23 protein-coding genes are annotated in these 25640 nt (G+C 75.1%); 2 read left to right on the forward strand and 21 right to left on the reverse strand.

The window, feature by feature from the left end; all coding sequences use genetic code 11:
* Positions 1 to 69: 69 nt before the first annotated feature.
* Positions 70 to 795 carry an HAD family phosphatase gene (locus tag ANAEK_RS12785; protein WP_012526553.1) on the forward strand — a complete coding sequence of 242 codons (726 nt, stop codon included), beginning with the start codon at positions 70 to 72 and terminating at the stop codon, positions 793 to 795.
* Positions 796 to 808: 13 nt separating this feature from the next.
* Here ANAEK_RS12785 and ANAEK_RS12790 read toward each other — a convergent pair whose 3' ends face one another.
* From ANAEK_RS12790 to holB, 4 genes are read right to left on the reverse strand one after another with little or no spacing between them, the layout of a single operon-like run.
* Positions 809 to 1585 (reverse strand): TatD family hydrolase, encoded by a 777-nt coding sequence (locus ANAEK_RS12790; RefSeq protein WP_012526554.1) that lies wholly within the window; start codon positions 1583 to 1585, stop codon positions 809 to 811.
* 60 nt (positions 1586 to 1645) lie between these two features.
* On the reverse strand, positions 1646 to 3730 hold the full coding sequence (gene metG / locus ANAEK_RS12795) for a methionine--tRNA ligase (protein ID WP_012526555.1): 2085 nt from the start codon (positions 3728 to 3730) through the stop codon (positions 1646 to 1648).
* Positions 3727 to 5124: a DNA polymerase III subunit delta gene (locus ANAEK_RS12800; protein ID WP_012526556.1), complete on the reverse strand. Its 1398-nt coding sequence runs from the start codon at positions 5122 to 5124 to the stop codon at positions 3727 to 3729. Before ANAEK_RS12800 ends, metG begins: the two co-directional genes overlap by 4 nt.
* Positions 5111 to 6202, reverse strand: a complete 1092-nt coding sequence (holB, locus tag ANAEK_RS12805; RefSeq protein WP_012526557.1) for a DNA polymerase III subunit delta' — start codon at positions 6200 to 6202, stop codon at positions 5111 to 5113. The genes ANAEK_RS12800 and holB overlap by 14 nt, the downstream gene beginning before the upstream one ends.
* Before the next feature lie 130 nt (positions 6203 to 6332).
* On the opposite strand from holB, the gene ANAEK_RS12810 reads away from it, so the two are divergent.
* Positions 6333 to 6836, forward strand: coding sequence for a DivIVA domain-containing protein (locus tag ANAEK_RS12810; RefSeq protein WP_012526558.1), 504 nt, complete (start codon positions 6333 to 6335; stop codon positions 6834 to 6836).
* A 25-nt stretch (positions 6837 to 6861) separates the two neighbouring features.
* Here ANAEK_RS12810 and polA read toward each other — a convergent pair whose 3' ends face one another.
* The 17 genes from polA to ANAEK_RS12895 all read right to left on the reverse strand — a co-directional run bounded on the left by polA (position 6862) and on the right by ANAEK_RS12895 (position 25618).
* The gene (gene polA, locus ANAEK_RS12815) at positions 6862 to 9555 is read right to left on the reverse strand and encodes a DNA polymerase I (RefSeq protein ID WP_012526559.1); all 2694 of its coding nucleotides are present in this window, start codon (positions 9553 to 9555) and stop codon (positions 6862 to 6864) included.
* Between the two features lie 78 nt (positions 9556 to 9633).
* Positions 9634 to 10254, reverse strand: coding sequence for an FHA domain-containing protein (locus tag ANAEK_RS12820; RefSeq protein ID WP_012526560.1), 621 nt, complete (start codon positions 10252 to 10254; stop codon positions 9634 to 9636).
* Between the two features lie 80 nt (positions 10255 to 10334).
* Positions 10335 to 13061: a hypothetical protein gene (locus ANAEK_RS12825; RefSeq protein ID WP_012526561.1), complete on the reverse strand. Its 2727-nt coding sequence runs from the start codon at positions 13059 to 13061 to the stop codon at positions 10335 to 10337.
* On the reverse strand, positions 13058 to 14440 hold the full coding sequence (locus ANAEK_RS12830) for a hypothetical protein (protein ID WP_232288208.1): 1383 nt from the start codon (positions 14438 to 14440) through the stop codon (positions 13058 to 13060). The genes ANAEK_RS12825 and ANAEK_RS12830 overlap by 4 nt, the downstream gene beginning before the upstream one ends.
* 48 nt (positions 14441 to 14488) lie before the next feature.
* Positions 14489 to 16594 (reverse strand): glycine--tRNA ligase subunit beta, encoded by a 2106-nt coding sequence (gene glyS / locus ANAEK_RS12835; RefSeq protein ID WP_012526563.1) that lies wholly within the window; start codon positions 16592 to 16594, stop codon positions 14489 to 14491.
* Between the two features lie 63 nt (positions 16595 to 16657).
* A complete protein-coding gene (locus ANAEK_RS12840; RefSeq protein WP_012526564.1) occupies positions 16658 to 17587 on the reverse strand; it encodes a glycine--tRNA ligase subunit alpha in 930 nt (309 codons plus the stop codon).
* A 115-nt stretch (positions 17588 to 17702) separates the two neighbouring features.
* Positions 17703 to 18653 carry a carbohydrate kinase gene (locus tag ANAEK_RS12845; protein WP_012526565.1) on the reverse strand — a complete coding sequence of 317 codons (951 nt, stop codon included), beginning with the start codon at positions 18651 to 18653 and terminating at the stop codon, positions 17703 to 17705.
* 70 nt (positions 18654 to 18723) lie between these two features.
* Complete coding sequence (recO, locus tag ANAEK_RS12850; protein ID WP_012526566.1) at positions 18724 to 19488, reverse strand: DNA repair protein RecO; 765 nt, start codon at positions 19486 to 19488, stop codon at positions 18724 to 18726.
* Positions 19489 to 19695: 207 nt separating this feature from the next.
* Positions 19696 to 20124 carry a helix-turn-helix transcriptional regulator gene (locus tag ANAEK_RS12855; protein ID WP_012526567.1) on the reverse strand — a complete coding sequence of 143 codons (429 nt, stop codon included), beginning with the start codon at positions 20122 to 20124 and terminating at the stop codon, positions 19696 to 19698.
* Positions 20125 to 20137: 13 nt separating this feature from the next.
* On the reverse strand, positions 20138 to 20890 hold the full coding sequence (locus ANAEK_RS12860; protein WP_012526568.1) for a tetratricopeptide repeat protein: 753 nt from the start codon (positions 20888 to 20890) through the stop codon (positions 20138 to 20140).
* Between the two features lie 2 nt (positions 20891 to 20892).
* Positions 20893 to 21363 (reverse strand): hypothetical protein, encoded by a 471-nt coding sequence (locus ANAEK_RS12865; RefSeq protein ID WP_012526569.1) that lies wholly within the window; start codon positions 21361 to 21363, stop codon positions 20893 to 20895.
* A gap of 16 nt (positions 21364 to 21379) precedes the next feature.
* Positions 21380 to 22009: a hypothetical protein gene (locus tag ANAEK_RS12870; protein WP_012526570.1), complete on the reverse strand. Its 630-nt coding sequence runs from the start codon at positions 22007 to 22009 to the stop codon at positions 21380 to 21382.
* Positions 22010 to 22142: 133 nt separating this feature from the next.
* The gene (locus ANAEK_RS12875; protein ID WP_012526571.1) at positions 22143 to 22775 is read right to left on the reverse strand and encodes a radical SAM protein; all 633 of its coding nucleotides are present in this window, start codon (positions 22773 to 22775) and stop codon (positions 22143 to 22145) included.
* A 59-nt stretch (positions 22776 to 22834) separates the two neighbouring features.
* Positions 22835 to 23521, reverse strand: a complete 687-nt coding sequence (locus tag ANAEK_RS12880) for a lytic transglycosylase domain-containing protein (protein WP_012526572.1) — start codon at positions 23519 to 23521, stop codon at positions 22835 to 22837.
* 5 nt (positions 23522 to 23526) lie between these two features.
* Entirely contained in the window at positions 23527 to 23877 is a 351-nt protein-coding gene (locus ANAEK_RS12885) for a phasin family protein (protein ID WP_012526573.1), read from the reverse strand.
* Between the two features lie 2 nt (positions 23878 to 23879).
* Positions 23880 to 24338 carry a hypothetical protein gene (locus ANAEK_RS12890; protein ID WP_012526574.1) on the reverse strand — a complete coding sequence of 153 codons (459 nt, stop codon included), beginning with the start codon at positions 24336 to 24338 and terminating at the stop codon, positions 23880 to 23882.
* Between the two features lie 185 nt (positions 24339 to 24523).
* Positions 24524 to 25618, reverse strand: coding sequence for a quinone-dependent dihydroorotate dehydrogenase (locus ANAEK_RS12895; RefSeq protein ID WP_012526575.1), 1095 nt, complete (start codon positions 25616 to 25618; stop codon positions 24524 to 24526).
* Between the last annotated feature and the right edge of the window lie 22 nt (positions 25619 to 25640).

Below are 25640 nucleotides of genomic sequence, written 5' to 3' on the forward strand. Positions count from 1 at the left end.
AATCGCCTCCTCGCGCCCGGCGCGGCCGCGCGGCCGCCCGCCGGACGCGCGGGGGAGGCGCACCGGTCCATGGTCCCGTTCGGCCGCACGGCCGCCATCTTCGACGTCGACGACTCGCTCCTCGACGGCAACGCCGGGACCATCTTCACCTGGTACCTGTACAGCGAGCGCGTGATGCGGCCCGAGGTCCGGTCCCGCATCCCGCGCGTCATCTACGAGTACGCCCGCAACCGCCTCACCGAGCAGGACATGGTGGAGGTGGGCTCGCGCTGCCAGCAGGGCCTCTACGCCGACCAGGTGAAGGCGCACGCCCACGTCTGCTTCGAGCGCCACCTGCGCAAGCGCATCACGTCCGGCGCCATCCGGCAGATCCGCAAGCACCTGCTGTCGGGGCACTTCGTGGTGATCGCCTCCGGCTCCTCGCAGTACATCATCGACGAGGTGGGCCGGCACCTCCGCGTGCACGCCGCGGTGGGCACGCGCACGCGCATCGTGGACGGCCGCATCACCGACCAGATCCTCCCGCCGGTGGTGTTCAAGGACGGCAAGCGCGCGGCGGTGGAGGCGATCGCCGAGCGGTTCGACCTCGACCTGACCCGCAGCTTCCTCTACTCCGACTCGAGCGCGGACGTGCCGCTGTTCGAGGCGGTCGGCACGCCGGTGGTGGTGAACCCCAAGGCGCCGTTCCGCGCCGCCGCCGAGAAGCGCGGCTGGGAGATCGTCACCTGGAAGGAGCGCAACCGGCCCGGCGCCGAGCCCGACCTCGCCGACGAGTGGGGGAGCTGGGAGGGCTGAGCCCGCGCGGCGCTCAGGCGAGCCGGAACAGCCGCCGGGTGTTCTCGGCGGTCCGCGCGGCCACCTCCTCGAGCTGCGCGCCCCACAGCTCGGCCACCTTGCGCGCGGTCTCGACCACGTGCGCGGGCTCGTTCCGCTTGCCGCGGAACGGGACGGGGGCGAGGAACGGGCTGTCGGTCTCGACCAGCAGCCGGTCGCGCGGGACGATGCGCACCGCCTCGCGGATGGGCTCGGCGGTCTTGAAGGTCACGATGCCCGCCACCGAGACGTACAGGCCGAGGTCGAGGTAGGCGCGCGCCGCCGGGGCGTCGCCGGTGAAGCAGTGGATCACCCCGCCCGCCTCCGGGACGCCCTCCTCGCGCAGCACGCGCAGGCAGGCGGCGTCCGCCTCGCGCACGTGGATCACCACCGGCTTCCCGGCGGCGCGCGCGGTCCGCAGCGACCGGCGGAACGCGGACTCCTGCACGTCGCGCGGCGAGTGGTCGTAGTGGAAGTCGAGGCCGGTCTCGCCCACCGCGGCGACGCGCGGGTCGCGCGCCAGCGCCTCGTGACGGGCCCAGTCCTCCTCCGGCACGCGCGCGGCCTCGTGCGGGTGGATCCCGATGGTCGCGGCGAAGTACCGGGGGTCGCGGTCGGCGAGCGCCAGCGCGTTGCCGAAGTCGCCGGGCCCCCGCCAGAGGCCGACGCAGACCACCCGCGCCAGGCCGGCCTCGCGGGCGCGGGCGATGACCGCGTCGAGGTCGCCCCGGTAGTCGTCGAGATCGAGGTGGGCGTGCGAGTCGATCAGCATCGGGCGGATCTAACCCGGCCCGCACCGCCCGCAAGGCGGGCGGGCGGACCGTGCGAGGCGCTACTTGACCCGCGTCCCGGGCGCGATGCCCTCGCCCACGGTCACCACCTGGAGGTTCGGCGGCTCGCCGGCGGCGAGCAGCATCCCGTGGGAGGTGATCCCGCGCAGCGGACGGGGCGCGAGGTTCGCGACCACCACGATGCGCCGGCCCACCAGCGCCTGCGGCTCCGGGTAGGCCTGCGCGATGCCGGCCACGATCGTGCGCGGCTCCGGCTCGCCCACGTCCACCGAGAGCTTCAGCAGCTTGTCGGCCTTCTCCACCTTCTCGGCGGCCTTCACCAGCCCGACCCGCAGCTCCACCTTCGCGAAGTCGTCGTACTGGATCACGCCTGGGACCGACGGGGGCGCCGGCTTGGCGCTGGCGCGGGTGGCCGTCTCGGCGGGGCTCTGGGCGCGCGCGACCTTCGCCGGCGCCGCCTCGGCGGCCGGCACGATCAGCTTCTGCACCTGCTTCGCGTCCACCCGCGCGATCTGCGGCGGCTTCTCGACCACCTGCACCGGCGCGCCGTCGAACGGCTCGAGGTCCGGCGTCCAGGCGGGCAGCTCGGGCCGCCCGTAGGCCGCGGCGAGCGCCGCCGAGAAGCGCGGCAGGATGGGCGCGAGCACGCGGGCGAGGCCGAGGAGCGCCTTGCCGGTGGTGTAGAGCACGCTCCGCTCCGCGTCGCCCGCCGGGTTCTCCCAGGGCTTGGTCTCCTGCACGCGGCGGTTGCAGACGCTGGCGGCCTGGCTCACCAGGCGGACCACGTCGCGGGTCTCGAGCGCCTGGTACGCGGCGCGGGCGCCCTTCACCGCCTCGCGCGTCGCGGCCGCGATCTCCGGGTCGAGCGGCGCGGTGACGCCGCCGGGCAGCCGCTGCAGCAGCGCGGCCACGCGCGAGGCCAGGTTCGCCACGTTGTTCGCGAGGTCGGCGTTGATGCGGTTGCGGAACTCGTCCAGCGACAGGTCCAGGTCGGAGACGCCGCTGCCCAGGTTCGCCGCGTAGAAGTAGCGCAGCAGCTCCGGGTCGAGCCCGGACTCGAGGTAGGTCCGGCCGGTGACGAACGTGCCGCGCGACTTCGACATCTTCTCGCCGTTGACGGTGAGGTGCCCGTGGACCGGCATCCGGTCCGGGCGCTTCAGGCCGGTGGCCCAGAGCATCGCGGGCCAGAACACCGCGTGGAAGCGCAGGATGTCCTTGCCGATGAAGTGCTCGAGCCGCGCCGGCGCGCCCGCCGCGAGGTAGCGCCGCTCGAACTCGGCCGGCGCCAGCCGCTCGCCGTCCGGCGCCTCGGCCGCGAAGTAGTGCTCGGCGGAGGACAGGTAGCCGATGGGCGCGTCCACCCAGACGTAGAGGAACTTGCCCGGGAACTCGGGGTCGGTCACCGGGAAGCCGAAGTACGGCGCGTCGCGGGTGATGCACCAGTCCTGCAGGTCGGCGAGCCAGCCCTTCACCTGCTCGCGCACCGCCGGCTCGAGGTGCCCCTCCGCGTTCACCCACTCGTGGATGACCGCGTTCACGTCGGGCTTGTGGAGGTTCACGTAGGCGTGGTCGCTGGCGCGCACCACCGGCGACGAGCGGCAGATGGCGCAGTACGGGTCCTTCAGCTCGCGCGGATCGTAGGTGGTCCCGCAGTGCTCGCAGACGTCGCCGTACTGGTCGGGCGTCCCGCACTTCGGGCAGGTGCCCTTCACGAACCGGTCGGGCAGGAAGCGCCGATCGACCTCGCAGTAGAGCTGCTCGACCGACTTCTTGTAGATGAGCCCCTTCGCCTTGAGCGCGTCGTAGACGCGGTAGGCCCAGCGGCGGTTCTCGTCGGAGTCGGTGGTGTAGTAGGTCGAGAACTCCACCCCGAACGCGCGGAAGTCGGCGTGCTGCTCGGCGCGGTACTTCTCCACGAACGCCTTCGGCGTCATCCCGACCTTGGCGGCGTTCACCTCGATGGGCGTGCCGTGGGAGTCGGCGGCGCACACGTAGGCGACCTCGTCGCCGCAGGCGCGCCGGAAGCGCACGTAGACGTCGGTCTGGACGTACTCGACCAGGTGGCCGAGGTGGATGGGGCCGTTCGCGTACGGCAGCGCGCTCGTGACGAGGAGACGCTGGCTCAAGGGGTGCTCCTTTCCCGGTTGTCGCGGGCGAGCAGGCCGATCAGCACCCGCTCCAGGCGCACGCGCCCGTCCTGCCCGCTCTTCATGGCGACGTCGGCCTCGGCGAGGCCGGCCAGCGCGTCGAGCAGCTCCGCGCGCGAGAAGCGCGCCGACGCCTGGTACTTCATCCAGAACCCGTAGGGCTTCTTGCCGTCCAGCTCGTCCTCGCCGATGGACGGGAGGACCTCGGCCTGCCACTCGTTGAACGAGCCGATCCGCCGCTCGCCCACCGCGGCGCGGGCGCGCTCCCGCTCCACCACCAGCCGGCGCACCGTGGCGGCGAGCGAGCCGAGCAGCATGAACGGGCTGGCGCCGTCGGCGACGGAGCGGTCGAGCACGCCCATCGCGAGCGGCAGGTCGCGCGCCTCGACCGCGTTGCCGAGCGCGAAGAACGGATCCGACGCGACCCGCGTCACCACCGCGTCCACGTCGGCCGCGCCGATCACCTTGCGGTCGCCCACGTAGGCCGCGAGCTTCGCAACCTCGGACGCCAGCGTGCGCGCGTCCTCGCCCACCAGCTCGGCCAGCCGCGCCTCGCCGCCGCGATCCACCCGCTTGCCGGTCCCGGCGAGCAGCGCCTCCAGCACCGGCCCGAGCACCAGGCGCTGCGCGTCCCAGGTGCCCTCCTTCTCGAGCTGGGTGGTCACCCGGCGCCCCGCCGCGGCGAGCTTCTTCACCACGGGCAGCCGGCCGTCGATCTTCCCCGCCGCGATCACCAGCACGTGGCCGGGCGGCAGGCCGGCGGCGAGCGCGGCGTCGAGCGCGCCCGCGTCCTCGCCCTTGCCGACCTTCAGCTCGCGCTCCTGCGCGTACCGCGCGGCCGCGTCCACGAACGCCGCGGCGGCGCCGTCCATCGGCACGCCCAGCTCCTCCGCCAGCGCGGAGCGGGCGCCCTCCGGCACCCGGCCGTCCTCGCCCGGCGCGAGCGCCCGCGGGCCGATGCCGGCCTTGCCCGCGAGCGCGAGCAGGCGCCGCGCCCCGTCGCGCTGCCGGCCGTCGGCCCAGCTCTTCATGGCGGCGCGGAACGCGTCCGCGGCGTCCTCCTTCGCGGTCAGGAACGCCGGCTCCTGCACCAGCACCACCTTGCCGCCGCCGAACAGGCCGCCCGTGGCCAGCTCGGCCGCCACCTCGGCGGGGGAGGCGGCGGCGTCCAGCTCCACCAGGTTGAGCGCGCGCTGCGCCTCCGGCACGAGCGCCGCGGCCAGCTCGCGCGCGGCGCGGAGCGACAGGAACGCGTCGCCGTCGAACAGGTAGACCGGCTGCGCGCGCCCGGCGCGTGCCTCCTCCAGGCAGGTCTCCAGGGTGGCCCCGGCGACGGCGCGCGCGCGCCCTCCCCCGGCCCTAGGCCCGGCCATGGAACCACCCGATCATCAGCCGCTCGAGGGCGAGCTGCGAGGTCGCGTTCTGCCGCAGCGCCCGCATCGTCCGGAGCACCTCGCCGCGCCGGCGCACCACCTCGCCGGGCGGGAGCGCCGCGGCGGCCCGGCGCGTGGCGGGCTCCAGGTCGGCGACCGCGAGCCGGTCCGCGCCGGCCTGCACCGCCAGCACGTCGCGCAGCCACACCAGCATGAGCTCGCAGATCTCCGGCGCGAGCTCCTTCACCTCGGCCTTGCGGTCGCGGTCCTTCGCGCGCGCCTGGGCCGGGTCGGCGCCCGGGTCCGCCGCCCAGGCCAGCCACGCGCCCGCGTCGTCCGGCCGGAGCGCCGCCGCCTGGGCCACGGCCCGCAGCGGCCGCCGGGCCGCGTCGCCCGCGTGCGCGCGCGCCCGGCCCAGCGAGCCGCCGGAGAGCGCCGCGGCCACGCGCGCCTCCTCCGCCGGGATCCCCTCCTCCTGCAGCCGCGCCGCGACCGCCGCCACCGGCAGCGGCCGGAAGCCCACCCGCAGGCAGCGCGAGCGGATGGTGGGGAGCAGCGCGTCCGGGCTCGAGGCCACCAGCACGAGCGTGGTGTCCTCGGGCGGCTCCTCCAGCGTCTTCAGGAGCGCGTTCTGCGCCTGCGGGTTCATGGCGTCGGCCGGGTCGATCACCACGAAGCGCCGCCGCCCCTCGAAGCGCTTCATGGCCAGCCGGTGGTCCACCAGATCGCGCACCTGGTCCACCACGATGTCCTTCGACGGCGCGCGGCCGCCCTTCGGCTCCCAGCGCCCGGCCTTCGCCATGGTCCGCTCCGCGGCGAGCACCACGACGTCCGGGTGGAGGCCCCGCTCGATCTTCCGGCAGGGGCCGCACGCGCCGCAGGGATCCTCGCGGAGGCCGCCCGGCCCGGGCTGCCCGCCCTCGCAGTTCGCGGCCTGCGCCAGGAGCACGGCCGCCCGCGCCTTGCCGGCGCCCTCCGGGCCGCCGAAGAGGTAGGCGTGGTGCAGCGAGCCGCGGCGGAGCGCGGACCGCAGCGAGCCGACGGCGCGTTCCTGCGCGATGAGCTCGGAGAACGGCATGGGCGGCGCGGAACATAGCATAAGCGCCGGAACCCACGGCCGCTTCCCGGGTCGCGGCCCTCGCCCCGGCGGGCGGGGGGCGAGGTGGACACCCGGCCGCGGGCCGCTATCATGACCGGCGGAGCGACCCATGAACATCACCCCCCTCGACATCACGCAGAAGCAGTTCCGCAAGACCTTCCGCGGCCTGGACGCCGAGGAGGTCGAGGCGTTCCTGGCGCTCGTCGCCGCCGAGTTCGAGGGGCTGGTGAAGGAGAACCTGGCGCTCCGCGAGGACAACCAGCGCAAGGCGGACGAGATCGCCGATCACCGGGGGCGCGAGCGCGCGCTCCAGGAGACGCTCGTCACCGCCCAGAAGGCGTCGGAGGAGATCCGCGACTCCGCCCGCAAGGAGGCGGAGATCACCATCTCCGACGCCGAGCTCCAGGCCGAGAAGATCGTCCAGGGCGCCCACTCGCGCTTCCTGCGCATCGTGGACGACATCAACGAGCTGAAGCGGCAGCGCGTGCAGTTCGAGGCGAACGTCCGCACGCTGGTGGAGAGCCACCTCAAGCTCATCGAGGCGTTCCGCGAGCCCGCGCGCGAGGAGGCCGTGCAGCTCATCCCCGGCCGCCGCCGCGCCGCCGACGAGTAGCGCCCGCCCGCCGCCGGCGACCCGCTCAGTGCCCCTCGGCCCAGGTCTGGCCGTGGCCGACCTGGACCTCGAGCGGGACCTTCAGCCGGGCCGCGCCCTCCATCTCGCGGCGCACCAGCGCCTCGACCGGCTCCAGCTCCCGCTCCGGCACCTCCAGCACCAGCTCGTCGTGCACCTGCAGCAGCAGCCGCGCCGCGCGCCGCTCCTGCGCCAGCGCGTCGTGCACGCGGATCATGGCGATCTTCACGATGTCCGCGGCCGTGCCCTGGATGGGCGTGTTGATGGCGGTGCGCTCGGCCGCGTTGCGGAGCGCCGGGTTGGGCGCGCCGATCTCCGGCATGGCGCGCGCGCGCCCGAACAGCGTGCGCGACTCGCCCTTGGCGCGCGCCTCCTCCACCGCCCACTCGATGTAGCGGCGGACGCCGGCGTAGCGCGTGAAGTAGCGGTCGATGATCCCCTGCGCCTCCGACGGCGGCAGGTCGAGGCGCTGCGACAGCCCGAACGCGGAGAGGCCGTAGGCGATGCCGAAGTTGAGCACCTTGGCGATGCGCCGCTGGTCCGGGGTCACCTGCTCGGGCGCGACGCCGAACGTCTCCGCCGCGGTGCGGGTGTGCACGTCCTCGCGGTCGCGGAACGCCTGCAGCAGGCCCGGGTCGTCGGAGTAGTGCGCCAGGATCCGCAGCTCGATCTGCGAGTAGTCGGCCGAGAGCAGGCGCGCGCCCGCCGGCGCCACGAACGCCTGGCGGATGCGCCGCGACAGCTCGGTGCGGACCGGGATGTTCTGGAGGTTCGGATCCGAGGAGGAGAGCCGGCCGGTGGCCGCGCCCGCCTGGTGGAACGTGGTGTGGATGCGCCCGTCGGCCGGGTCCACCAGCTGCGGGAGCGCGTCCACGTAGGTGCCCTTCAGCTTGGAGAGCGAGCGGTGCTCCAGCACCAGCCGCGGCAGCGCGTGCTGCTCGGCCAGCTTCTCCAGCACGTCCTGGTCGGTGGACGGGCCGGTCTTGAGCCGCTTCACCACCGGCAGCTCCAGCTCCACGAACAGCACCTGCGCCAGCTCGCGGGTGGAGGCGACGTTGAACGGGTGCCCGGCGGCCGCGTGGATGCGCGCCTCCAGGTCCTGCATCGACCTGCCGAACTCGGCGCTCATCCCCTCCATCGCGCCGCGGTCCACCAGGATCCCGGTCCGCTCCATCTCGACCAGCACCGGCACCAGCGGCCGCTCCACCTCGCGGTAGAGCGGTGACAGGCGCTCCGCCTCCAGGCCCTCGGCCAGCTTCGCGGCCAGGTCCGGCAGCGACGCCGCGCAGGCGCCGGCCCAGGCCGCCACCCGCTCCACCTCGAGGCCCTCCAGCCCCGGCGCCCCGCGCTTCGCCCCGTCGGCCGGGCTGCGCGGCAGCTCGCAGCTGGTCCGCTCCCGCGCCACGTCCACCAGCGCGTGCTCGCGGCGGGTGGGCAGCAGGAGCCGGCTCATCAGCTCGGTGTCCTCGCCCGGGCCCGACCGCGCCAGCCCGAGCCGCGCCAGGGCGTGGGCCGCCGCCTTGAGGTCGTGCGCGTGCAGCGGGAGCGCCGCCTCGACCAGCGGCCGGAGCCCCTCGCGCACGTCCGGCGGCGCGAGCGGCGCGGGCGCGCCCAGGTAGCGGTGCCCGAGCGGCAGGTAGAACGCGCGCCCCGCGCCCGCGAACGCCAGCCCGACGAGCGGCGCGGTGCGCGGCGGCCCCTCGCCCAGCACCGGCAGGAGCCCGACCGGACCGCCGGCCTGGACCAGCGCCGCCACCGCGGCGTCCAGCGCGGCGCGGCCGTCGATCGTCTCCGGCGTCTCGGCGCGCGCGGTGGGCGGCGGCGGCGGGAGCTCCTTCACGAGCCGCGAGAACTCCAGCTCGGAGAACAGCGCGCGGGCCCGCTCCTGATCGGGCGGCCGGCGGCCGAACGCCTCGGGCGCGAAGGGCAGGTCGAGGTCCCGCCGCAGCGCGACCAGCCGGCGGTTGGTGCGGATGCGCTCGGCGTTCGCGACCACCTTGTCCCGCAGCTTCTCCCCGCCGCGCGACACGGCCGCCGGGATCTCCCCCGGCCGCGCCAGCATCGCCTCGGCGGTGCCGAAGTGGCGGATGAGCGCCGCCGCCGTCACCTCCCCCACCCCCGCGATCCCGGGCACGTTGTCGATCTTGTCCCCCAGGATGGACTGGTACTCGACCACCTGCTCCGGGCGGACGCCCATCTTCTTCTCGACCTCGGCCGGGCCGGTCCACCCGCCGCGCCCGCTCGCCTCGGCCATGGGGTCGTAGAGCGACAGGCCGCCGTCCACGAGCTGCGCGAAGTCCTTGTCGCCGGTGACGACCACCACCTCCCAGCCCGCCGCGCGCGCGCGGCCGGCCAGCGTGGCGATGATGTCGTCGGCCTCGAACCCGGGCTCCTCGATCACCGGCACGTTGAGCGCGCGGGCCACGTCGCGCACCAGCGGGAACTGCGACGCGAGGTCGTCGGGCGCCTCGGGGCGGTTCGCCTTGTACTCGGGGTCGATGTCGTGCCGGAAGCTGCGGCGCCCCGCGTCGAGCACCAGCGCCACGTGCGTGGGCGCGTGCTCGCGCAGCGCCTTCAGCAGCATGTTGGTGAACCCGTAGACGGCGTTGGTCGGGATCCCCTTCGTGGTGGAGAGGTGCGGGATCGCGTGGTAGGCGCGGAAGATGAAGCCCGAGCCGTCGATGAGGGTCAGGGTGGGCATGTCGCGGTGAAGGGTAGCCGTGCGGGCGCGCGGCGGCGCGGGAAAAGCGCGGCGGGGCCGGATCCCGCCGCCGCGAGGCTAGCGCAGCCCGCAGCGGAGCCGCTCGGCGCAGACGAAGTACTCGTCCCCGTCCTCGATGCGGCGGCGCTGGATCCGCTCCTGGTCGTGCCAGGTGCCGTTCGCGGAGCCCAGGTCCTCGATGAACCAGGCGTCGCCGTCGCGCACGATGGCCGCGTGCTCGCGCGACACCTTGGCGCTGTCGATCACCAGGTCGCAGTGGCGCCCGCGCCCGATGAGGAACCGGTCGCGGGCCACCTCCCACTCCGAGCCGTCGTCGCGGCGCAGCGACAGCGACGGCGCGGTGCCGCCGGCCTCGCCCAGCGGCGGCGGGCCCGCGCCCGGGGTGCGCTCGTGGATCGCGCGCTCGAGGCGGGCGGCGGTCTGGAGCACGCGCTCGGCGACCGCCAGCCGCTCGGAGTTCCCGCGCGGCGGGCTCGGCGGGCGGGGTCCGCGCGGCGCGCCCGGCGGCTCGGTCCGCGGCTCGAACGCCCCACCGGTCAACACGTAGCCGTGCAGGCGGGCGAAGACGTGGATCGCCTGGTTGAGCAGGCCCTCGCGATCGACGCCCATCTCGTCCGCCATGCGCCCGAGCGCCTCCCACAGGTGGTCGGCGATCGCGACCTGCCGGACGGATTTCATGCGCGCCCTCCGCGTACCCCGCTCCCGTCCACCGTAGCAGACGGGGGGCGCCCGTCAAACGCGGCCGTCCCGGGCGGGGGTCAGCGGATCACCTTGGACGTGCTGTAGGCGGCCGCGGGGGACGTGTCGAGGAGGAAGTTCTCCGAGTAGGTCACGAAGAACCGGTAGCCGTCCGCCTGCTTCCCCGGGAACGGGCTGCGGTCGAACGGGACCGCCGCGACCGGGAAGCTCGAGGCCGCGTTGGAGCCGGTGGTGGGGCCGCGGTACGCGTAGGTGATCCCGCTCTGCGTGATGAACGTGAGCGACATGTCGCGCTCGAGCCCGGCGGTGCAGACGTCCTCGACCACGGTCTTGGTCGTGGGGTCGATGATCGGGTCGCCGTTCGCGTCCACCCGCGCCTGCGCGCAGCCGAGGTGGAACGACACGAGGGGACCGCTCGCGTCGGGCAGCGCGTCCGCGATGGCCGCCCAGTCCACCCAGCAGCCCTTCGTCGCCGAGGCCCTGGGGCCGTCCACGGTGTCGAGGCACTGGTCGGACAGGTAGTAGAGGCGCCGCGCCTTCCGCGCGAGCACGAGCCGCTCGCACTCGGAACGGCACGCCTCGTCCACGCAGGCCGTGAACGCCGCCGGCGCGTTCGGGCCGTAGGCCTCCGCCGGCCAGGGCAGGATCGGGCAGCTGATCGCGTCCTCGCCGAGCGGCGGCGGCGCCAGCGCCGAGTAGGTCAGGTGGAACGGATCGGCAGCGGTCGGATCGCTCTCGAGCTGCGGCCGCCCCACGTAGCCCATGGAGGCGCCGCCGGCGATCAGGCCCGCGGCGCGGATCGTGACGAGCATGTTGCCCGCCGGGGCGACCTGCTTCAGCGCGGCGATGCACTCCGGCGTCGCGGGCAGCCGATCGGCGGCGACCGGGTTCCGCAGGTCGATGAGCTGCGTCTCGTCGAGCGCCACCGCGCCGCCCGGGTACGCGGCGGACGGCGGCAGGATCGCCGTGATGCGCGTCTCGTAGGAGGTGGTGCTGGGCGTCTCGGTGTCCGGGTCGGTGGTCAGGCAGGCGGTCACCGTGCTGGCGGGCGCGAGCTGCGCGATGTCTCCGACGTGGACCGCCAGCGAGGGATCGAACAGGCGCGCCACGTCCACCAGCTGCGTGGAGCCGTCCGAGCGCGGGAGCGGCGTCTGGACCGCGAGCCAGAGGCGGCCGTCGGCGGTCGCGCCGGTCTGGCCGGCCCGCGCGGAGAGCCCGGGGAGCGGGCCCTGGTACATGACGGTCCAGGTGTCGGTCGCGGTGTAGCCGGGCGTGATGCGCACCGTGGCCGGTATGTTGCTGGTGGTGGAGGCGAGCGCCGCCGTCGGGCGGGTCACCGTCGGCCACACCTTCAGGTCCCACAGGCCCAGCCGCAGCCGCGAGGCCTTCACGAGGTACTCGCCGGGGTTCTCGGGGTCGGGCACCACCAGCGAGGGCGAGAACACCGTGCCGCCGGTGACGCTGGCGCGGGTGCTGGTGCGCAGGATCGAGGCGTTGAGCGGGATGTGCCAGCGCGCCAGGTCCACCATGTAGACGCGCCCGTCGCCGGAGGCGAGGACCGCGACGCCGGTGGTCTTCACCTGGCCCGATCCCGGGGCGAGCAGCATGTAGCCGTTCGCGGCCGAGAGCTGCACGTCGCTGGGCTCGTTGGTGGGCGGCAGCGCCGTCGGCCCCGAGATCGCGATGGCGATCGGGATGCTCGGGACCGCCATCGGCGCGAGGTACGGCATCTCGCCGGTCGGATCGGCCATGAGGCCGCCGCGCGCCGGGTCGATCACCGCGAGCCCGCACGGCATCCGCGCGGTGCGCCCGCATGCGGCCGGATCGAGGAACGCGTACACGCGGAGATCCTGGTTCGGCGCCTTGCAGAACGGATCGCCGGGCTGGCGCACGCAGAACGTGTCGCCGTCGTGCACCCCCACGAAGCGCTCGGTCACCTTCGCGGCGGCCACGAGCGTGGTGCCGACGCGCGCGTCGAGCGCGCGGACCGTCCAGGAGCCCACCGCGCCGGTGGTGTCGAGCTCGCCGACGCCGAAGACGCCCGACCCCGGGATCACCTCGTCCACGGTGGCCGCGAAGAGGCGGTCGTGGTCGGGCGACTCGGCCAGCGAGAGCGCCTCGAAGCCGAGGTCCTGCAGCGCCGGCGTGCCGCTCGGCGCGATGCTCCCGTCCGCCTGCCGCGCGAAGTCCACCACCGCGAGGCGGCCGCCCGCGAGGCTCGCCAGGACGCGCGCCTTGCCGCGGGCCACCTGCCAGGTGCCGGCGGTCGCGCCGGGCTCGAGCACCGGGACGGCGATCATGTCGAGCACCTGCGCGCCGGGCGCGAGCGCGCCCAGGTCGAGCGGGTCCGCCCCGGCCGGCTGCACCACGTGCGTGGCCAGGTCCCAGGTCGCCACGAGCTGCAGCCGCGACGAGCCCGGCGACACCACCACCAGGAGGTCGGGCAGGCCGGTGCCGTCGGCGTTCTGGCCGTCGTGCAGCCCGGCCGAGGCGAGCAGCGTCGGGTGCGGCTCGCCGGGGAGCGTCGGCACCGCCAGCGGGCGGATCACCACCGGCGCGAGCACCGGCTCGTCGTCCAGCGCGTCGATGAAGATGATCTCGTCGCGGCCGGAGTTCGCGACCGCGACGTACGGGTGCGCCGGGTCGAGGGCGTTCTTGGTCGTGAGGCCGCGGAACACGGCCACGCCGCCCGGGCTCACCAGCCCGAGGTCCGGCTTCGCCGCGGAGCTTCCGCAGCCGGCGCTCGCGGCGAGCGCCAGCAGGAGGAGGGCGTTGCGTGCGGTCACGGGCGCTCCTGGCCCAGGCGCCGCGGCACCTGGCGCGTCGGATCGTTGGGGTCGGCCACCTCGACGATGGCCGCCTCGCCCGGGTTGTCGAGCGGCACGTCCACCGGGGTGACGAAGCTGGAGTCGAACGCGGACACGTAGAGCCGCGCGCTGGTGCCGCGATCCTGCACGGCGATGCCGTACGGCACGCGGCCGAGCAGCGGCGCGCCGGTGACGTCGTCGCGCCCGAACACGCGCGCCATCCCGCCGACGTCGTCGTCGTAGATCCAGAGCAGGCCCTCGTCCGACACCGTGATCGCGACCACGTCGCGCTTCCCGGGCCGCCGCGGCAGCACGCGCACCTCGGCCGGCCCGAAGCCGACCGGGATCGCGCCGATGAAGCGGAAGGCGGGCACGCCGAACTGCGCCTCGTCCACCTCCAGCACGATGAGCACGCCGCCGGTGTCGAAGCCCGGGCGCCAGCCCAGGGAGGCCGCCAGGTCCGCGTCGAACAGCCGGGCCCCGATGTAGAGCCGGCGCGGCATCGGCTTGCCGTCCGCGCCCACGTTCGGGTTGGAGATCGCGATCCCGCCGAGGTCGGCCCCGCGCACGAAGTCGCCGACGTTGACGACGTCCGCGTGGCACTCCGCCAGGTACAGCGGCGGGTCGCACCAGCGGGTCACGTCCACGTAGCGCAGGGCGGCGCTGCCGTAGTCGGCGCTGCTGGTGAAGTAGATGCGGTCGAGCGCGGCGTCGTACGCGACCGAGTGCGTGGTCCCGTAGCCGAAGTCGGCCGTCCGCTGCTCGCCGGTGGAGAGGTCGATCTCCACCAGGCGGGAGACGGCGCGGTTGGTGCGCCGCGCGGTCACGAAGGCGCGCGGGCGCCGCGCGTCGCGGCAGGCGACGGTCACGCCGAACGGATCCAGGAAGTCCTCGGGCAGCAGCTGCGGGCAGTCGGCGCCGCAGGTGAGCGAGCCGTCCGCGCCGAGCGCCACCTTGTAGACCTGCCGGGTGGCGCGGGACGCGACCAGCGCCACCGACTGCGGCAGGTCGCAGGCGTCGGCCGACGTGTCGAGCCCCGCCGGCGCGGCCGCCTCGGCCACGGCCAGCTCGCCGCCGAAGCTGCCCATGCGCAGCGTGTCGTCGATGGCGAGCCCGCCCTGCGGGCTCGCCTCCGGCCCGACCGAGAACAGGACCCCGCCCTCGTCGCGGTCGTAGGCGAGGTCGTAGTTGGAGGAGACGACGAGGAGCTGTTCCTGGCCGGCGGGGCCGCGGACCGCCACGCCCACCGGGTAGTGGAAGCGATCGAGCGGCGAGAGCGGCGCGGTTCCGGAGCTTCCGCACGCGGCCGCGAGACAGACGAGGAGGATCGGGGCGCTGCGTCGAGCGACGTGGTGCACGGGGTGCGAACCGTAATCCGGCGTCCGAGAGAGGGTCAAGCGCTCCACCTACCCGGCCCTGGCCTGGGCGGGCGCCTCGGCCTGGATCTTGCGGAAGTCGGCGAGGTCGGAGAACAGCGCCGCCACCCGCCGCATCAGGCCGAGCCGGTTGGCGCGGAGCGCGGGGTCCTCGGCCATCACCAGCACGCCGTCGAAGAAGCGCGCCACCGCCGGCTCCAGCGTCGCCACCGTGCGGAGCACGGCCGGGTAGTCGCGGGCCGCGCGCCGCGCGACCACCTCCTGCTCCACCTTCTCGAGCGCCGCCAGCAGGTCCTTCTCCGCCGCGTCGCGCAGCAGCGCCGGGTCCACCGCGGCGGCGCCGGAGCCGCCCGCCTTCTCCTGGATGTTCGCGACGCGCTTGAACGCGACGGCGAGCGAGCCGAAGTCGGGTCGCGCCTTGGCGTCGGCGAGCGCCTCCAGGCGGCGGCGGGCGTCCACCACGTCGTCGGAGCCGGCCGCGAGCACCGCCTCCACCAGGTCGGCGTCGAACCGCTCGGTCCAGGCGGCGCGCACGCGCCCGCGCAGGAAGTCCAGCACCTGCTCGGCCACCAGCGCGCGGCCGGCGGCGAGCTTCACCCCGGAGAGCGCGTCGAGCGTCTGCTCCACCGCCGCGGCGAGCGACAGGTGGTACCCGCGGGCGATGACGATGCGCAGGATGCCGATGGCGGCGCGGCGCAGGCCGAACGGATCGGCGGCGCCGGTCGCCTTCTCGCCCACGCCGATGATGCCCACGAGCGAGTGGAGGCGGTCGGCCACCGCCACCAGCGCGCCCAGGTCGCTGCGCGGCAGCTCCTCGGCCGCGCCGATGGGCTTGTAGTGGTCCTCGATCGCGTCGGCGATCTCCGGCTTCAGCCCCTCCAGCCGGGCGTAGTGCGCGCCCATGGTGCCCTGCAGCTCGGGGAACTCGCCCACCATGCCGGTGTTGAGGTCCACCTTGGCGAGCCGCGAGGCCTCGAGCAGGTCGGCGACCAGCGCGTCCTTCCCGAGCGCGCGGGCCAGCGCGCTCGCCACCGCGCCGATGCGCTGGGCGCGATCCAGCTCGCTCCCCAGCTTCGCCTGGAACGTGCGGCGGCCGAGGTCCTCGATGCGCTCGTGCAGCTTGCGCTTGCGGTCCTCCTCGAAGAAGAAGCGCGCGTCGGCGAGGCGCGCGCGGAGCACGCGCTCGTAGCCGTGCCGCGCCACCGCGGGATCCTTCACCCGCGTGGCGGAGACCGCCACGAAGCGGTTCTTGAGCCGCCCCTTGCCGTCCACCACCGCGAAGTAGCGCTGGTGGTTGCGCATCTCGGAGATCACCACCTCCGGCGGCAGCTCGAGGTTCGACTTCTCGAACTCGCCGACGACCGCGGTCGGCTCCTCCACCAGGTACAGCACCTGCTCGACCAGCGCGGGATCCTCGCGGACCTTCCCCGCGGCCTCCTTGCCGGCGCGGGCCAGCTCGGCGAGCAGCGCGGCGCGGCGCTCCACCGGGTCGGCGAGGACGTGCGCCCGGCGCAGCTTCGCCAGGTAGTCGTCCGGCGTGCCCTTCAGCGCGATCGCCTTCGGCGCGAGGAAGCGGTGGCCGTAGGTGACCTTGCCCGAGGTGACCTCGCCGTGGCGCACCTTGAGCGGGCGCCCGCCGAGGAGCGCCACCATCCAGCGCACCGGGCGCGCGAAGGTCGCCTCGTCGAAGCGCGAGCGCATCGCCTTGCGGAAGCGCAGGCCGCCGACGAGCCGCTCCAGCAGCGCGGGCAGGACCTGCTCCGCCCTGCGGCCCTTCTCCACCTTCGTGACCGCGACGCGCTCGCCCTTGGGCGTCTGGGCGCGGACCAGCGCCGACACCTCCACGCCCTGGCTGCGCGCGAAGCCGGTCGCGGCCGGGGTGGGCTTGCCCTCGGCGTCGTAGGCCTGCGCCACCGGCGGCCCGAACGCCTCGGTGCGGGCGTCGGTCTGCTTCGGCGCCACGTCGCGCGCCCAGACCGCCAGGCGGCGCGGCGTGCCGACGGACCTCACCTCGCCGTGCGCCAGCCGCGCGTCGGCGAGCGCCTTCGCCAGGTCGTCCTCGAGCTGCCTGAGCGCGCCCGGCACGAAGCCCGCCGGGATCTCCTCCGCACCGATCTCGAACAGAAGGTCAGCCATGATCTCGTTCCGTCCCCGCTCCCCCGCCGCGCGCGGCGAGGGAGGCCCGGGGGTGAGGGGTCGTCACCTGGACTCGCGCGCCTCGCGGGCCGCCCGCGCAGCCTCCACCGCCTGCTTGCGATCGGCCGGCGGGAGCAGCGGGAACCCGAGCGCCTCTCGCGAGTCGAGGTAGCCCCTGGCGCACTCGTGGGCCAGCGCGCGCACGCGGCCGATGTAGGCCGCGCGCTCGGTGACGCTGATGGCGCCGCGCGCGTCGAGGTTGTTGAACGTGTGCGAGCACTTCAGGCAGTAGTCGTAGGCGGGCAGCGGCAGCTTCAGCCCGTTGAGCCGCTTGCACTCCGCCTCGTAGGTGTCGAACAGGCCGAACAGCATCTTCGGGTCCGACGCCTGGAACGAGTAGGTGCTCATCTCCACCTCGTTCCGGTGGAAGACCTCGCGGTACTTCACGCCCTTCACCCACTCCACGTCGAACACGTTCTCGACGTCCTGCAGGTACATGGCGATGCGCTCGAGGCCGTAGGTGAGCTCGGCCGCGACCGGCCGCACCTCGAACCCGCCGGCCTGCTGGAAGTAGGTGTACTGGGTGATCTCCATCCCGTCGCACCACACCTCCCAGCCGAGGCCCCAGGCGCCCAGCGTCGGGCTCTCCCAGTCGTCCTCGACGAAGCGGATGTCGTGCTCGCGGGGATCGATCCCGATGGCGCGCAGCGAGCCAAGGTAGAGCTCCTGCACGTCGGGCGGGTTCGGCTTCAGGATCACCTGGAACTGGTGGTGCTGGTAGAGGCGGTTCGGGTTCTCGCCGTAGCGGCCGTCGGCCGGCCGGCGCGACGGCTCCACGTAGGCGACGTTCCAGGGCTCCGGGCCGAGCACGCGCAGGAACGTGGACGGGTTCATGGTGCCGGCCCCGACTTCCTGGTCGTAACCCTGCGCGAGGATGCAGTTGCGGCTCGCCCAGTAGGTCTGGAGCTTCAAGATCAGGTCCTGGAAGTACACGCGCGTCCTCTCCTCGCGTTCGAGCCGGCGCGCGCCCGCGGATCATCCGGCGGGGCGGCCGCGCCGCGGCGAACGGGCCGGGGAACGGGCACCGTAGGGCCGTAAGGTGCGGGTGTCAAACGGAAATCTCGCCGGCGCGCGGCAGGCCGGCGACCGCGCCGGCGCGCGTGCAGACGCGCCCCGCCACCCGGTTCGCGAAGCGCACCGCCGCGACCACCTCGGCGAACGAGCGGGCGGCGAGCGGGGCCGCGCCGCGCGAGAGCGCCGCGAGCAGCCCGGCCACGAACCCGTCGCCGGCGCCGGTGGTGTCCACCACCGCCACCGGCTCGGCCGGCACGTGCGCCTCGTCGGCGCCGCGCCGCACCAGGGCGCCGCGCGGGCCCAGCGTCACGCAGGCGATGCCGACGCCCATCGCGACGAGCCGCGCCGCCGCGCGCGCGGGGTCGGCCTCGCCGGTGCAGAGCGCGATCTCCTCCTCGGAGAGCTTCGCCACCGCGCAGCGCGGCAGCACGTCCTGGCAGAGCGCCCGCAGCGGCGCGAGGTCGTCCCACAGGTGGGCGCGGACGTTCGGGTCGAAGGACACGTCCACGCCGAGGCGCCGCGCCGCCTCCACCGCGGCCCGCAGCGCCGCCCTGCCCTCCGGCAGCACGTGCGCCGAGGTCCCGACGTGCAGCACGCGGGCGCGGCCGATCGCGGCCGGATCGGCGTCGGCGGGCGCGACGAGCTTGTCGGCGGAGAAGCGCGCGTTCGGCGAGAAGAACGTCCGCTCCCCCGCCGCATCGAGCGCCACGAACCACATCCCGGTGGGCCGCTCGCGCGCGAGCCGGAGCGAGACCTCGATGCCCTCGGCGGCGAGCCGGCGCGCCAGCATCCGGCCGAACGGATCGTCACCGACCACGCCGCGGAACCCGGTGCGGACCCCGAGGCGCGCCAGCCCGGTGGCGACGTTCGCCGGCGCGCCGCCGGGGCACGCCTCGAAGCGCCCGCAGTCCTCCAGGGCCCCGCGCCGATCCGGCAGCAGGTCCACCAGCGCCTCCCCCAGGCACAGCACGTCGAGATCCCTCATGGCGGCCCTGCCTCCGTGGGTGGCGCGATCGAGCGGATGCGAGGGCGGGCCGGCGCGCGCGGACGTCACGTCAGGCGCCCAGCAGCGGCCCGATCTCGTCGAGGAAGCGGCGGGCGGCGAGCCGCCGGCCGAGGTGGTGCTCCAGGAACGCGGTGAGCGCCTCGCGCGCCTCGCGCCCCGCCGGCGGGGCGAGCGGCTCGGACGCCGCGGCGGCGAGGCCGCCGTCCTGGAGCCGCAGGAGCGCGGCGAGGGTGCCCGCGGCGAGCGGGAGCGTGCGCGGGACGCCCGGCGCGCAGCCCGCGCACAGCGCGCCGCCCTCCCCCGCGTCGAAGCGGACCGGGCCCTCGCCGACCGGCGCCCCGCAGCGCGCGCAGGCGTCGAGGCGCGGCATGAGCCCGGCGGCGCGCAGCGCGCCCAGCTCGAAGGCGCGCAGCGCCGCCGGGCGCGGCGGCCCGGCGTCCAGCGCGTCGAGGTAGGCGACCAGCAGCTCGAACAGCTCGTCGTGGGGCTGGTGGTCGCGCACCAGCTCGCGCGCCAGCTCGGCCGCGTAGCCGGCGCAGGCGATCCGCCCGAGGTCGCCGCGGAGCGCGCCGAAGCCGCGCACCACCGACACCGAGTCCAGGCCGAGGAGGTCCGAGCCGGAGCGCTCGCGGACCTCCGCCGAGAGCAGCGTGAACGGCTCCAGCGCGCCGCCGAAGCGCCGCCGGGACGCGCGCGCCCCGCGCGCGAACGCGGAGACCTTGCCCCGCTCCGCCGTGAGCAGCGTCACCACGCGATCCGACTCGCCGTAGTCCACGGCGCGGAGCACCACGCCGGTGAGCTTCACCCGGTCCATTCCCGGCCATCTTACCGGCCAGGCGGCGCGCGCGCTCGGGGCCTCAGAGCGCGTGAATCCATCCCCGGACCGAGCCAGGCGGTCGAGACGCGAGCAGCGCGAGGCGCGACGACCGAGCATGCCCGTCGGCATGTGAGAGAGGAGCAACGACGCGATGCGACGCGGATCGGCCGCCGCGGCGACGGGAGGGGATGGTTTCGCGTGCTCTCAGCGGCCGAGCATGGCCCAGGCGGCGGCCGCGGCGACCGCGAGCGCCAGGGCGGCGCCGGCGAGGACGCGCGGGTCGGTCCCGCGCCGCGCGCGCCCGGCGCGCGCCTCGACGGGCCCCGCCGCCTCCTCGAACCGGAGCACGACCTCGTCCGGATCCAGCCCGACCGCGGCCGCGTAGCCGCGGAGGTAGCCGACCACGTACGCGCGCGGCGGGATGCGCGCCTCCTCGCCGGACTCGAGCGCCTCGACCACGCCGGGCGCGAGCTTGATGGCGCGGGTGACCTCGTCGCGCGTCAGCCCGCGCAGCTCGCGCTCCCGCGCCAGCCAGCGGCCGAAGGCGGGCAGGCCCTCCTCGGCCGGCGCCCCGGCCTCGGGCGCCTCCGCGGCCGGCGCCTCCGGCGCGGGCGTGTCGTGCTCGTCGCTCATCGCGTCCCCGGCGTCACTGGAGGCGGCCCAGGCTCCGGCGGCACTCCTCGCCCTCGTTCGTCCCGTCGCCGATCGCCTGGCACTTCTCGAACGCGGCGCGCGCGCCGGCGAGGTCGCCGGCCTTCATCCGCGCCAGCCCGAGCTGCAGGTGCGCGTCGGGGCGCTGGTCGCAGCTCCGCGCGTAGGCGTCGAGCTCCTCCAGCGCCTCGGTGATCTGCCCCTCCGACAGGCGGATCCGCCCCAGCTCGCGCCGCCCGTCGCAGTAGCGCGGCGCCATCGAGAGGCAGGTGCGGAGCTCGGCGAGCCCCTCGTCCTTGCGCCCCATGCGCCAGAGCGCCTGGCCCTTGTTGCAGCGGGCCACGTACGGCTCCCGGTACATCATGTCGGCGAGCGCGAGGTCGAACTCGGCCACCGCGGCCTGCAGGCGGCCGGTCTTGGCGAGGAGCTGCCCGAGGTTGTTGTGCGCCTCCGAGTAGCCGGGGCGCAGCGCCAGGGCGCGCCGGTACGCCTTCTCCGCCTCGTCGAGGCGGCCGAACCCGAGCTCGAGCACCAGCCCGCGCCCGAGGTGCGCCTCCGGGAACTCCTCCACCGCCGCGAGCGCCTGGTCGAACTCGCGGAGCGCGTCCGGCGCGCGCCCGGCGCGGAGCGCCTCCAGCCCCAGGTCGTGGTGGATCTCGGCGCCCCGGCGCTCCTTGGCGCTGGGGGCGTGGGCGCAGGCGAGGGCTGCGGAGAGGACGGCGGCGAGGGCGAGCGATGAGGGGCGCATGATCAGAACGAGGCGAGCAGCCGGGCGAGGCGCGCGGGGTCGGCGGGCGCGGTGCCGCCGCCCGGCGCGGCGGCGGCGGGCGCCGCCGGGCGGGGGGGCGAGAACAGCGGCGTGCGCCGCAGCGCCTGCTCCTGCACGTCGGGGGTGAGGTTGCGGAAGTTCAGGTTGTCGAGCATGAAGCCCATCGACTCGAGGAACTGCAGGCCCTCGATCTCGACCTGGCGGTACTCCTCCACGGTGAGCTGCCGGCGATCGTGCACGTACACGACGTTCTCGCCGGTGCGCACCAGGTGGAGGCCCACGTAGATGGAGAGCGTGCCGTTCGCGTTGCGGACGCCGCAGAGGTGGCCGACCACCGCCTGCGGCGCCTTGCCGGGGACGGAGACCTGCGGCTGGTTGATGCTCTCGATGACGGCCACCACCTGCTCGCGCGTGGCGGACAGGTGGGTGATGCTCGGATCCGGCACGAACACGTCGCCCCCCTCGGCGCTAGCGCGCCTCCACCACGAACTCCTCGGTCCGGTCCTCGGTCTCGCCGGCGGTGCGCGTCAGCTCCACGAGCGGGTTGTCGATGACCACCTGGCCCCCGCCGACGGTCCCCTCGCCCACGACCGCCCTGAGCGCCAGGGCGGCGGGGGATGGGGCGGGCGGGCCGCCGGCGCGCCGGGAGGCGGCGAGCACGATCCGGTTCGGCCCGGGGTTCAGCCAGCGGGTGAGCTCCATCACCACCTGCGGCTCGCCGGCCTTCACCTCGCGGATCCACTGCGCGTTCACGAAGACCGCCAGGTCGTACCGGGCGCCGGGCTGGGCGTGCTCGGCGACCAGGAAGTAGCGACGGGAGAGCCGGGCCGGCGCGCTGCCGGCGGCCACCGCGGCCGCGGCGCCCACGGCCGCGACCGGCGCGCTGCGCGGGGCGGGGTCGCCGGCCGGGCGCGCCGCGTAGCCGCGGGCCTCGATGTGCACGTCGCCGCGATCGTCGATCACGACCGTCGCGCCCTCGAAGCGCTGGCCGGTGGCGCCGTCGATGGGGACGCCGTTCAGCGTGATGGCGGGGCCCGCGAAGGCGGGGCCGGCGGCGCCGGCGAGCGCGGCGGCGAGCGCGAGAGCGGGTGGGCGCATCCGTCGCCTAGCTAGCCCCGCCCGGCCCGCCGCGTCAAGGAAGCGGGCGTGCGCGCGGCGGCGTGAGGGTGGGCACTTCGTGATCGCCGGTTGGACGCGCGAGCGGGCGCCGGTATTCGAGCGCGCCGCGGGCCTACACGCCGTGCACGTCCGGGCCCCAGATCACCTTGTGGACCTGCAGGGAGAGGCGCGCGTCGAGCCCGCTCTCGAGCATCCAGCGCACCAGGTCGCGCGGCGCCACCTGCCCCCACGCCGGCGAGAGGAGCACCTGCACCCTCCCCTCCAGCGCGTGGCGTCGCACCACCTCGCGCGACCAGCGGAAGTCGTCCTCCGAGCAGACCACGAACTTCACCTCGTCGTGGGGCTGCAGGCGATCGAGGTAGGCGAAGTCGGTGGTGACCTCGCCCGAGCCGGGCGTCTTCACGTCCACCACCCGGATGGCCTCGGCCGGCAGGGCGTCCAGCGGCCGCTGCCCGTGGGTCTCCACGGCCACCTCGTAGCCGCGCGCGACGAGGTCGCGGGCGAGGTCGGGCAGCTCGCGCTGGAGCATGGGCTCGCCGCCGGTGAGGCAGACGAAGCGCGCCGGGTGGCGGGCCACCTCCGCGAGGATCGCGGCCCGATCCATGTCCGCGCCGCCGTGGAACGCGTAGGCGGTGTCGCAGTAGCCGCAGCGCAGGTCGCAGCCGGTGAAGCGGACGAACACGCAGGGGCGGCCGGCGCGGGAGCCCTCGCCCTGGATGCTGAAGAAGATCTCGGTGACGCGCATGGGAGCCTGGCGCCCGGCGGGGCCGGGCGGACGGGGACAGGGTGTAACCGAGATCGGCCCTACTCGGCCACCGGCGCGGGCGCGGCGGCGGCCGCCACCGCCTCGGCCGGGCGCTCGTCGCCGATGTCGCGACGGATCCGGCGCAGCTCCGCCTTCACGCGCCGCGGGTACACGTGGAAGCGCTGCGGGATCGCGCCCTCGCGCAGGTAGCCCAGGATCCGGTTCGGGCCGGCGTTGTAGGCCATCAGCGCCACCTCCTCGCGCCCGAAGGCGTCGAGGAGCCGGCGCAGGTAGCGCACGCCCGCGCGCACGTTGAGCACCGGATCGTGCGGGTCCCCCGCCGGGAGGCCCACGCGCTCCAGCTCGCGGCGCAGCGTGGACTCGCGGAGCTGCATGAGCCCCTTCGCGCCCGCACCGGACAGCGCGCGGGCGTCGAAGGAGGACTCGACCTCGATGAGCGCGAGCACCAGCAGCGGATCGATCCGCGCCGCCTCGGCCTCCAGCACGATGGTGCTCGCGAGCCGGGTCCGGTCGTCGTCGGCCAGCCCGGGCATGCGCGCGGCGATCTGCGCGTCGATGGCCTCGACCAGCGGATCGGCCTCGGGCTCGCACCCGCTCGCGCCGCAGCCCGGCTCGCCGGACCGGTGCGTCCGTGGCTCGTGCGAGAGCGTCCGCGGGAACGCCGCGACCACCACCCACGCGGTGATGGCCAGGGCGGCCCCGAGGAGCCCGCTGAGCCGCGGCATCCGCACTATTCCCCCTGCTCCTGCCGCGGCGGCGGCGGCGGCGCGACCGGTTCGCGCCGCGACAGCGCCTCCACGCGCTCGGAGACGGCGTCGAGGCGACGCTGCAGCGTCTCCAGGTCGTCGCGGGTCGGGATGCGGAAGCGGTTCGCCGCCCGGCGCACCGCGTCGTCGAGGCCGCGCTCGAGCCCGCGCCGCTCGCGATCGAGCCGCTCGCCCAGCTCGCGAGCCTGGCGCCGCACCCCCTCCGTCGAGACGCCGATGCGGCCGAGCACCTTCTCCGCCTCGGCCTCGGCCGCGGTCACGCCGGCGCGCGCGCTGGACCAGACGTCCTTGAACATTCCCTGGATGTCCGGCATCGCTAGCCCTCCGCCCTGGCCTTCTTCGCGTTGCGGCGACCCTTCTCCGCTCGATCGAGACGCCTTGCGAGGCGCTCCAGCTCCCGGCTCAGCTCCTCCACCTGGTCCCGCGTGGCGACGCCGAGGAACGCGACCGCGCGCGTCTGGAGGTCCGTCACCCGCTCCAGCGCCTCCGTGCGGAACGTCTCGGCCTTCCCCCGCCACTCGGCTGCCCGCTCGACCCCCTGCTCCCGGAGCTTCCCGAGCCGATGCTTCACCTCGGGGAGGTTCCAGTCCTGCCGGGACAGCCGCTGCATCATGTGTTCGATGTCCTTCCTTCCCGCACGTCCCCTGACCATGAGGTCCTTCAGCACCCGCTGGGCCTCCTCCTCGATCTGGCCGAAGCGGACCTGCGCCGCCTCGAGGGGCTCTCTCAAGAATTCCGGAACCTTCAGCTTCTCGATCCGCTGCATCTCGGCCATGTGGAACCTCCGGGTTTGGGCCGGCGTGGCGTTCCCGCCACCCCATCTGCCCCGACCGTAACGCGTCGCGTCAGGAGCCTCAAGCCCCTACCGCGCTGCGTCAACTTTCAGGCCCCTACATGGTTGTTCCCCGATGAGGGAACGTAAACGACCTGCCAGGGACGGCCGTACGTCAGAACGCACGCCTACCCCGCCGCCTTCCCGCCGCCCTGTCGGTGGTCTGCGCCGATTGCATCCGAAAGGGTGCTGAACTCGTCCCGCTCGAGCAGCCGGGCCAGGCCGGCGTTCACCCGGCCCACGAACCCGGGGCCCCCGTAGATGAGCCCCGTGTACGCCTGGACGAGCGTCGCGCCGGCCCGGATCTTCGCGTACGCGCCCTCCGCGTCCATCACCCCGCCCACCCCGACGATCGGGACCCGGCCGGCGGCGCGCGCGTAGCAGCGCCGGACCACGTCGGTGGCCAGCCGCTCCAGCGGCGCGCCGGAGAGCCCGCCCGCCTCGGCGGCGCGCGGGTGACGCTCGACCCCGGCCCGGGAGAGCGTGGTGTTGGTCGCCACGATCCCGGCGGCGCCGGCCGCGATGGCCACGTCCACCGCCTCGTCGAGCGCCTCGGGCGAGAGATCCGGCGCGAGCTTCACCAGGAGCGGCTTGCCCGGCGCCCGCTCCGCCAGGTGGCGCACGCAGGCGCGCAGCAGGCGATCCAGCGCGTCGCGCTCCTGGAGCTGGCGCAGCCCCGGGGTGTTCGGCGACGAGATGTTGACCACCAGGTAGTCGGCGTACGGGTGCAGCCGCTCGATGCACGCGAGGTAGTCGGCGGCGGCGTCCTCGTTCGGCGTCACCTTGTTCTTCCCGACGTTGATCCCGACCGGCCCGAGGCGCGCGGCCGGAGGCAGCGCCGCGAGCCGGCGCGCGCAGGCCTCCATCCCCTCGTTGTTGAAGCCCATCCGGTTGAGCAGCGCGCGGTGCTCGGGCAGGCGGAACAGGCGCGGGCGATCGTTGCCCGGCTGCGGGCGCGGCGTGATCGTCCCGATCTCGACGTGCGAGAAGCCCAGCCCGAAGAGCCCGGGCAGCGCCACGTCCCCCTTGTCGAAGCCGGCCGCCAGGCCCACCGGCCCGTCGAAGTCGAGCCCCATGCAGCGGACCGCGAGGGCGGGGATGGGCGCCGGCCGGCGCGCGCGCGCCACGGCGAGCGGGACGCGGTGCAGCGCCCAGTGCGCGAGGTGGTGCACGCGCTCCGGGTCGAGCTGGAACAGGACGGACCGCAGGGCTGGCCAGAGCATGGGGCGGCCTGCTTACACCAGC

The organism is Anaeromyxobacter sp. K, assembly GCF_000020805.1.
GTDB classification, from domain to species: domain Bacteria; phylum Myxococcota; class Myxococcia; order Myxococcales; family Anaeromyxobacteraceae; genus Anaeromyxobacter; species Anaeromyxobacter dehalogenans.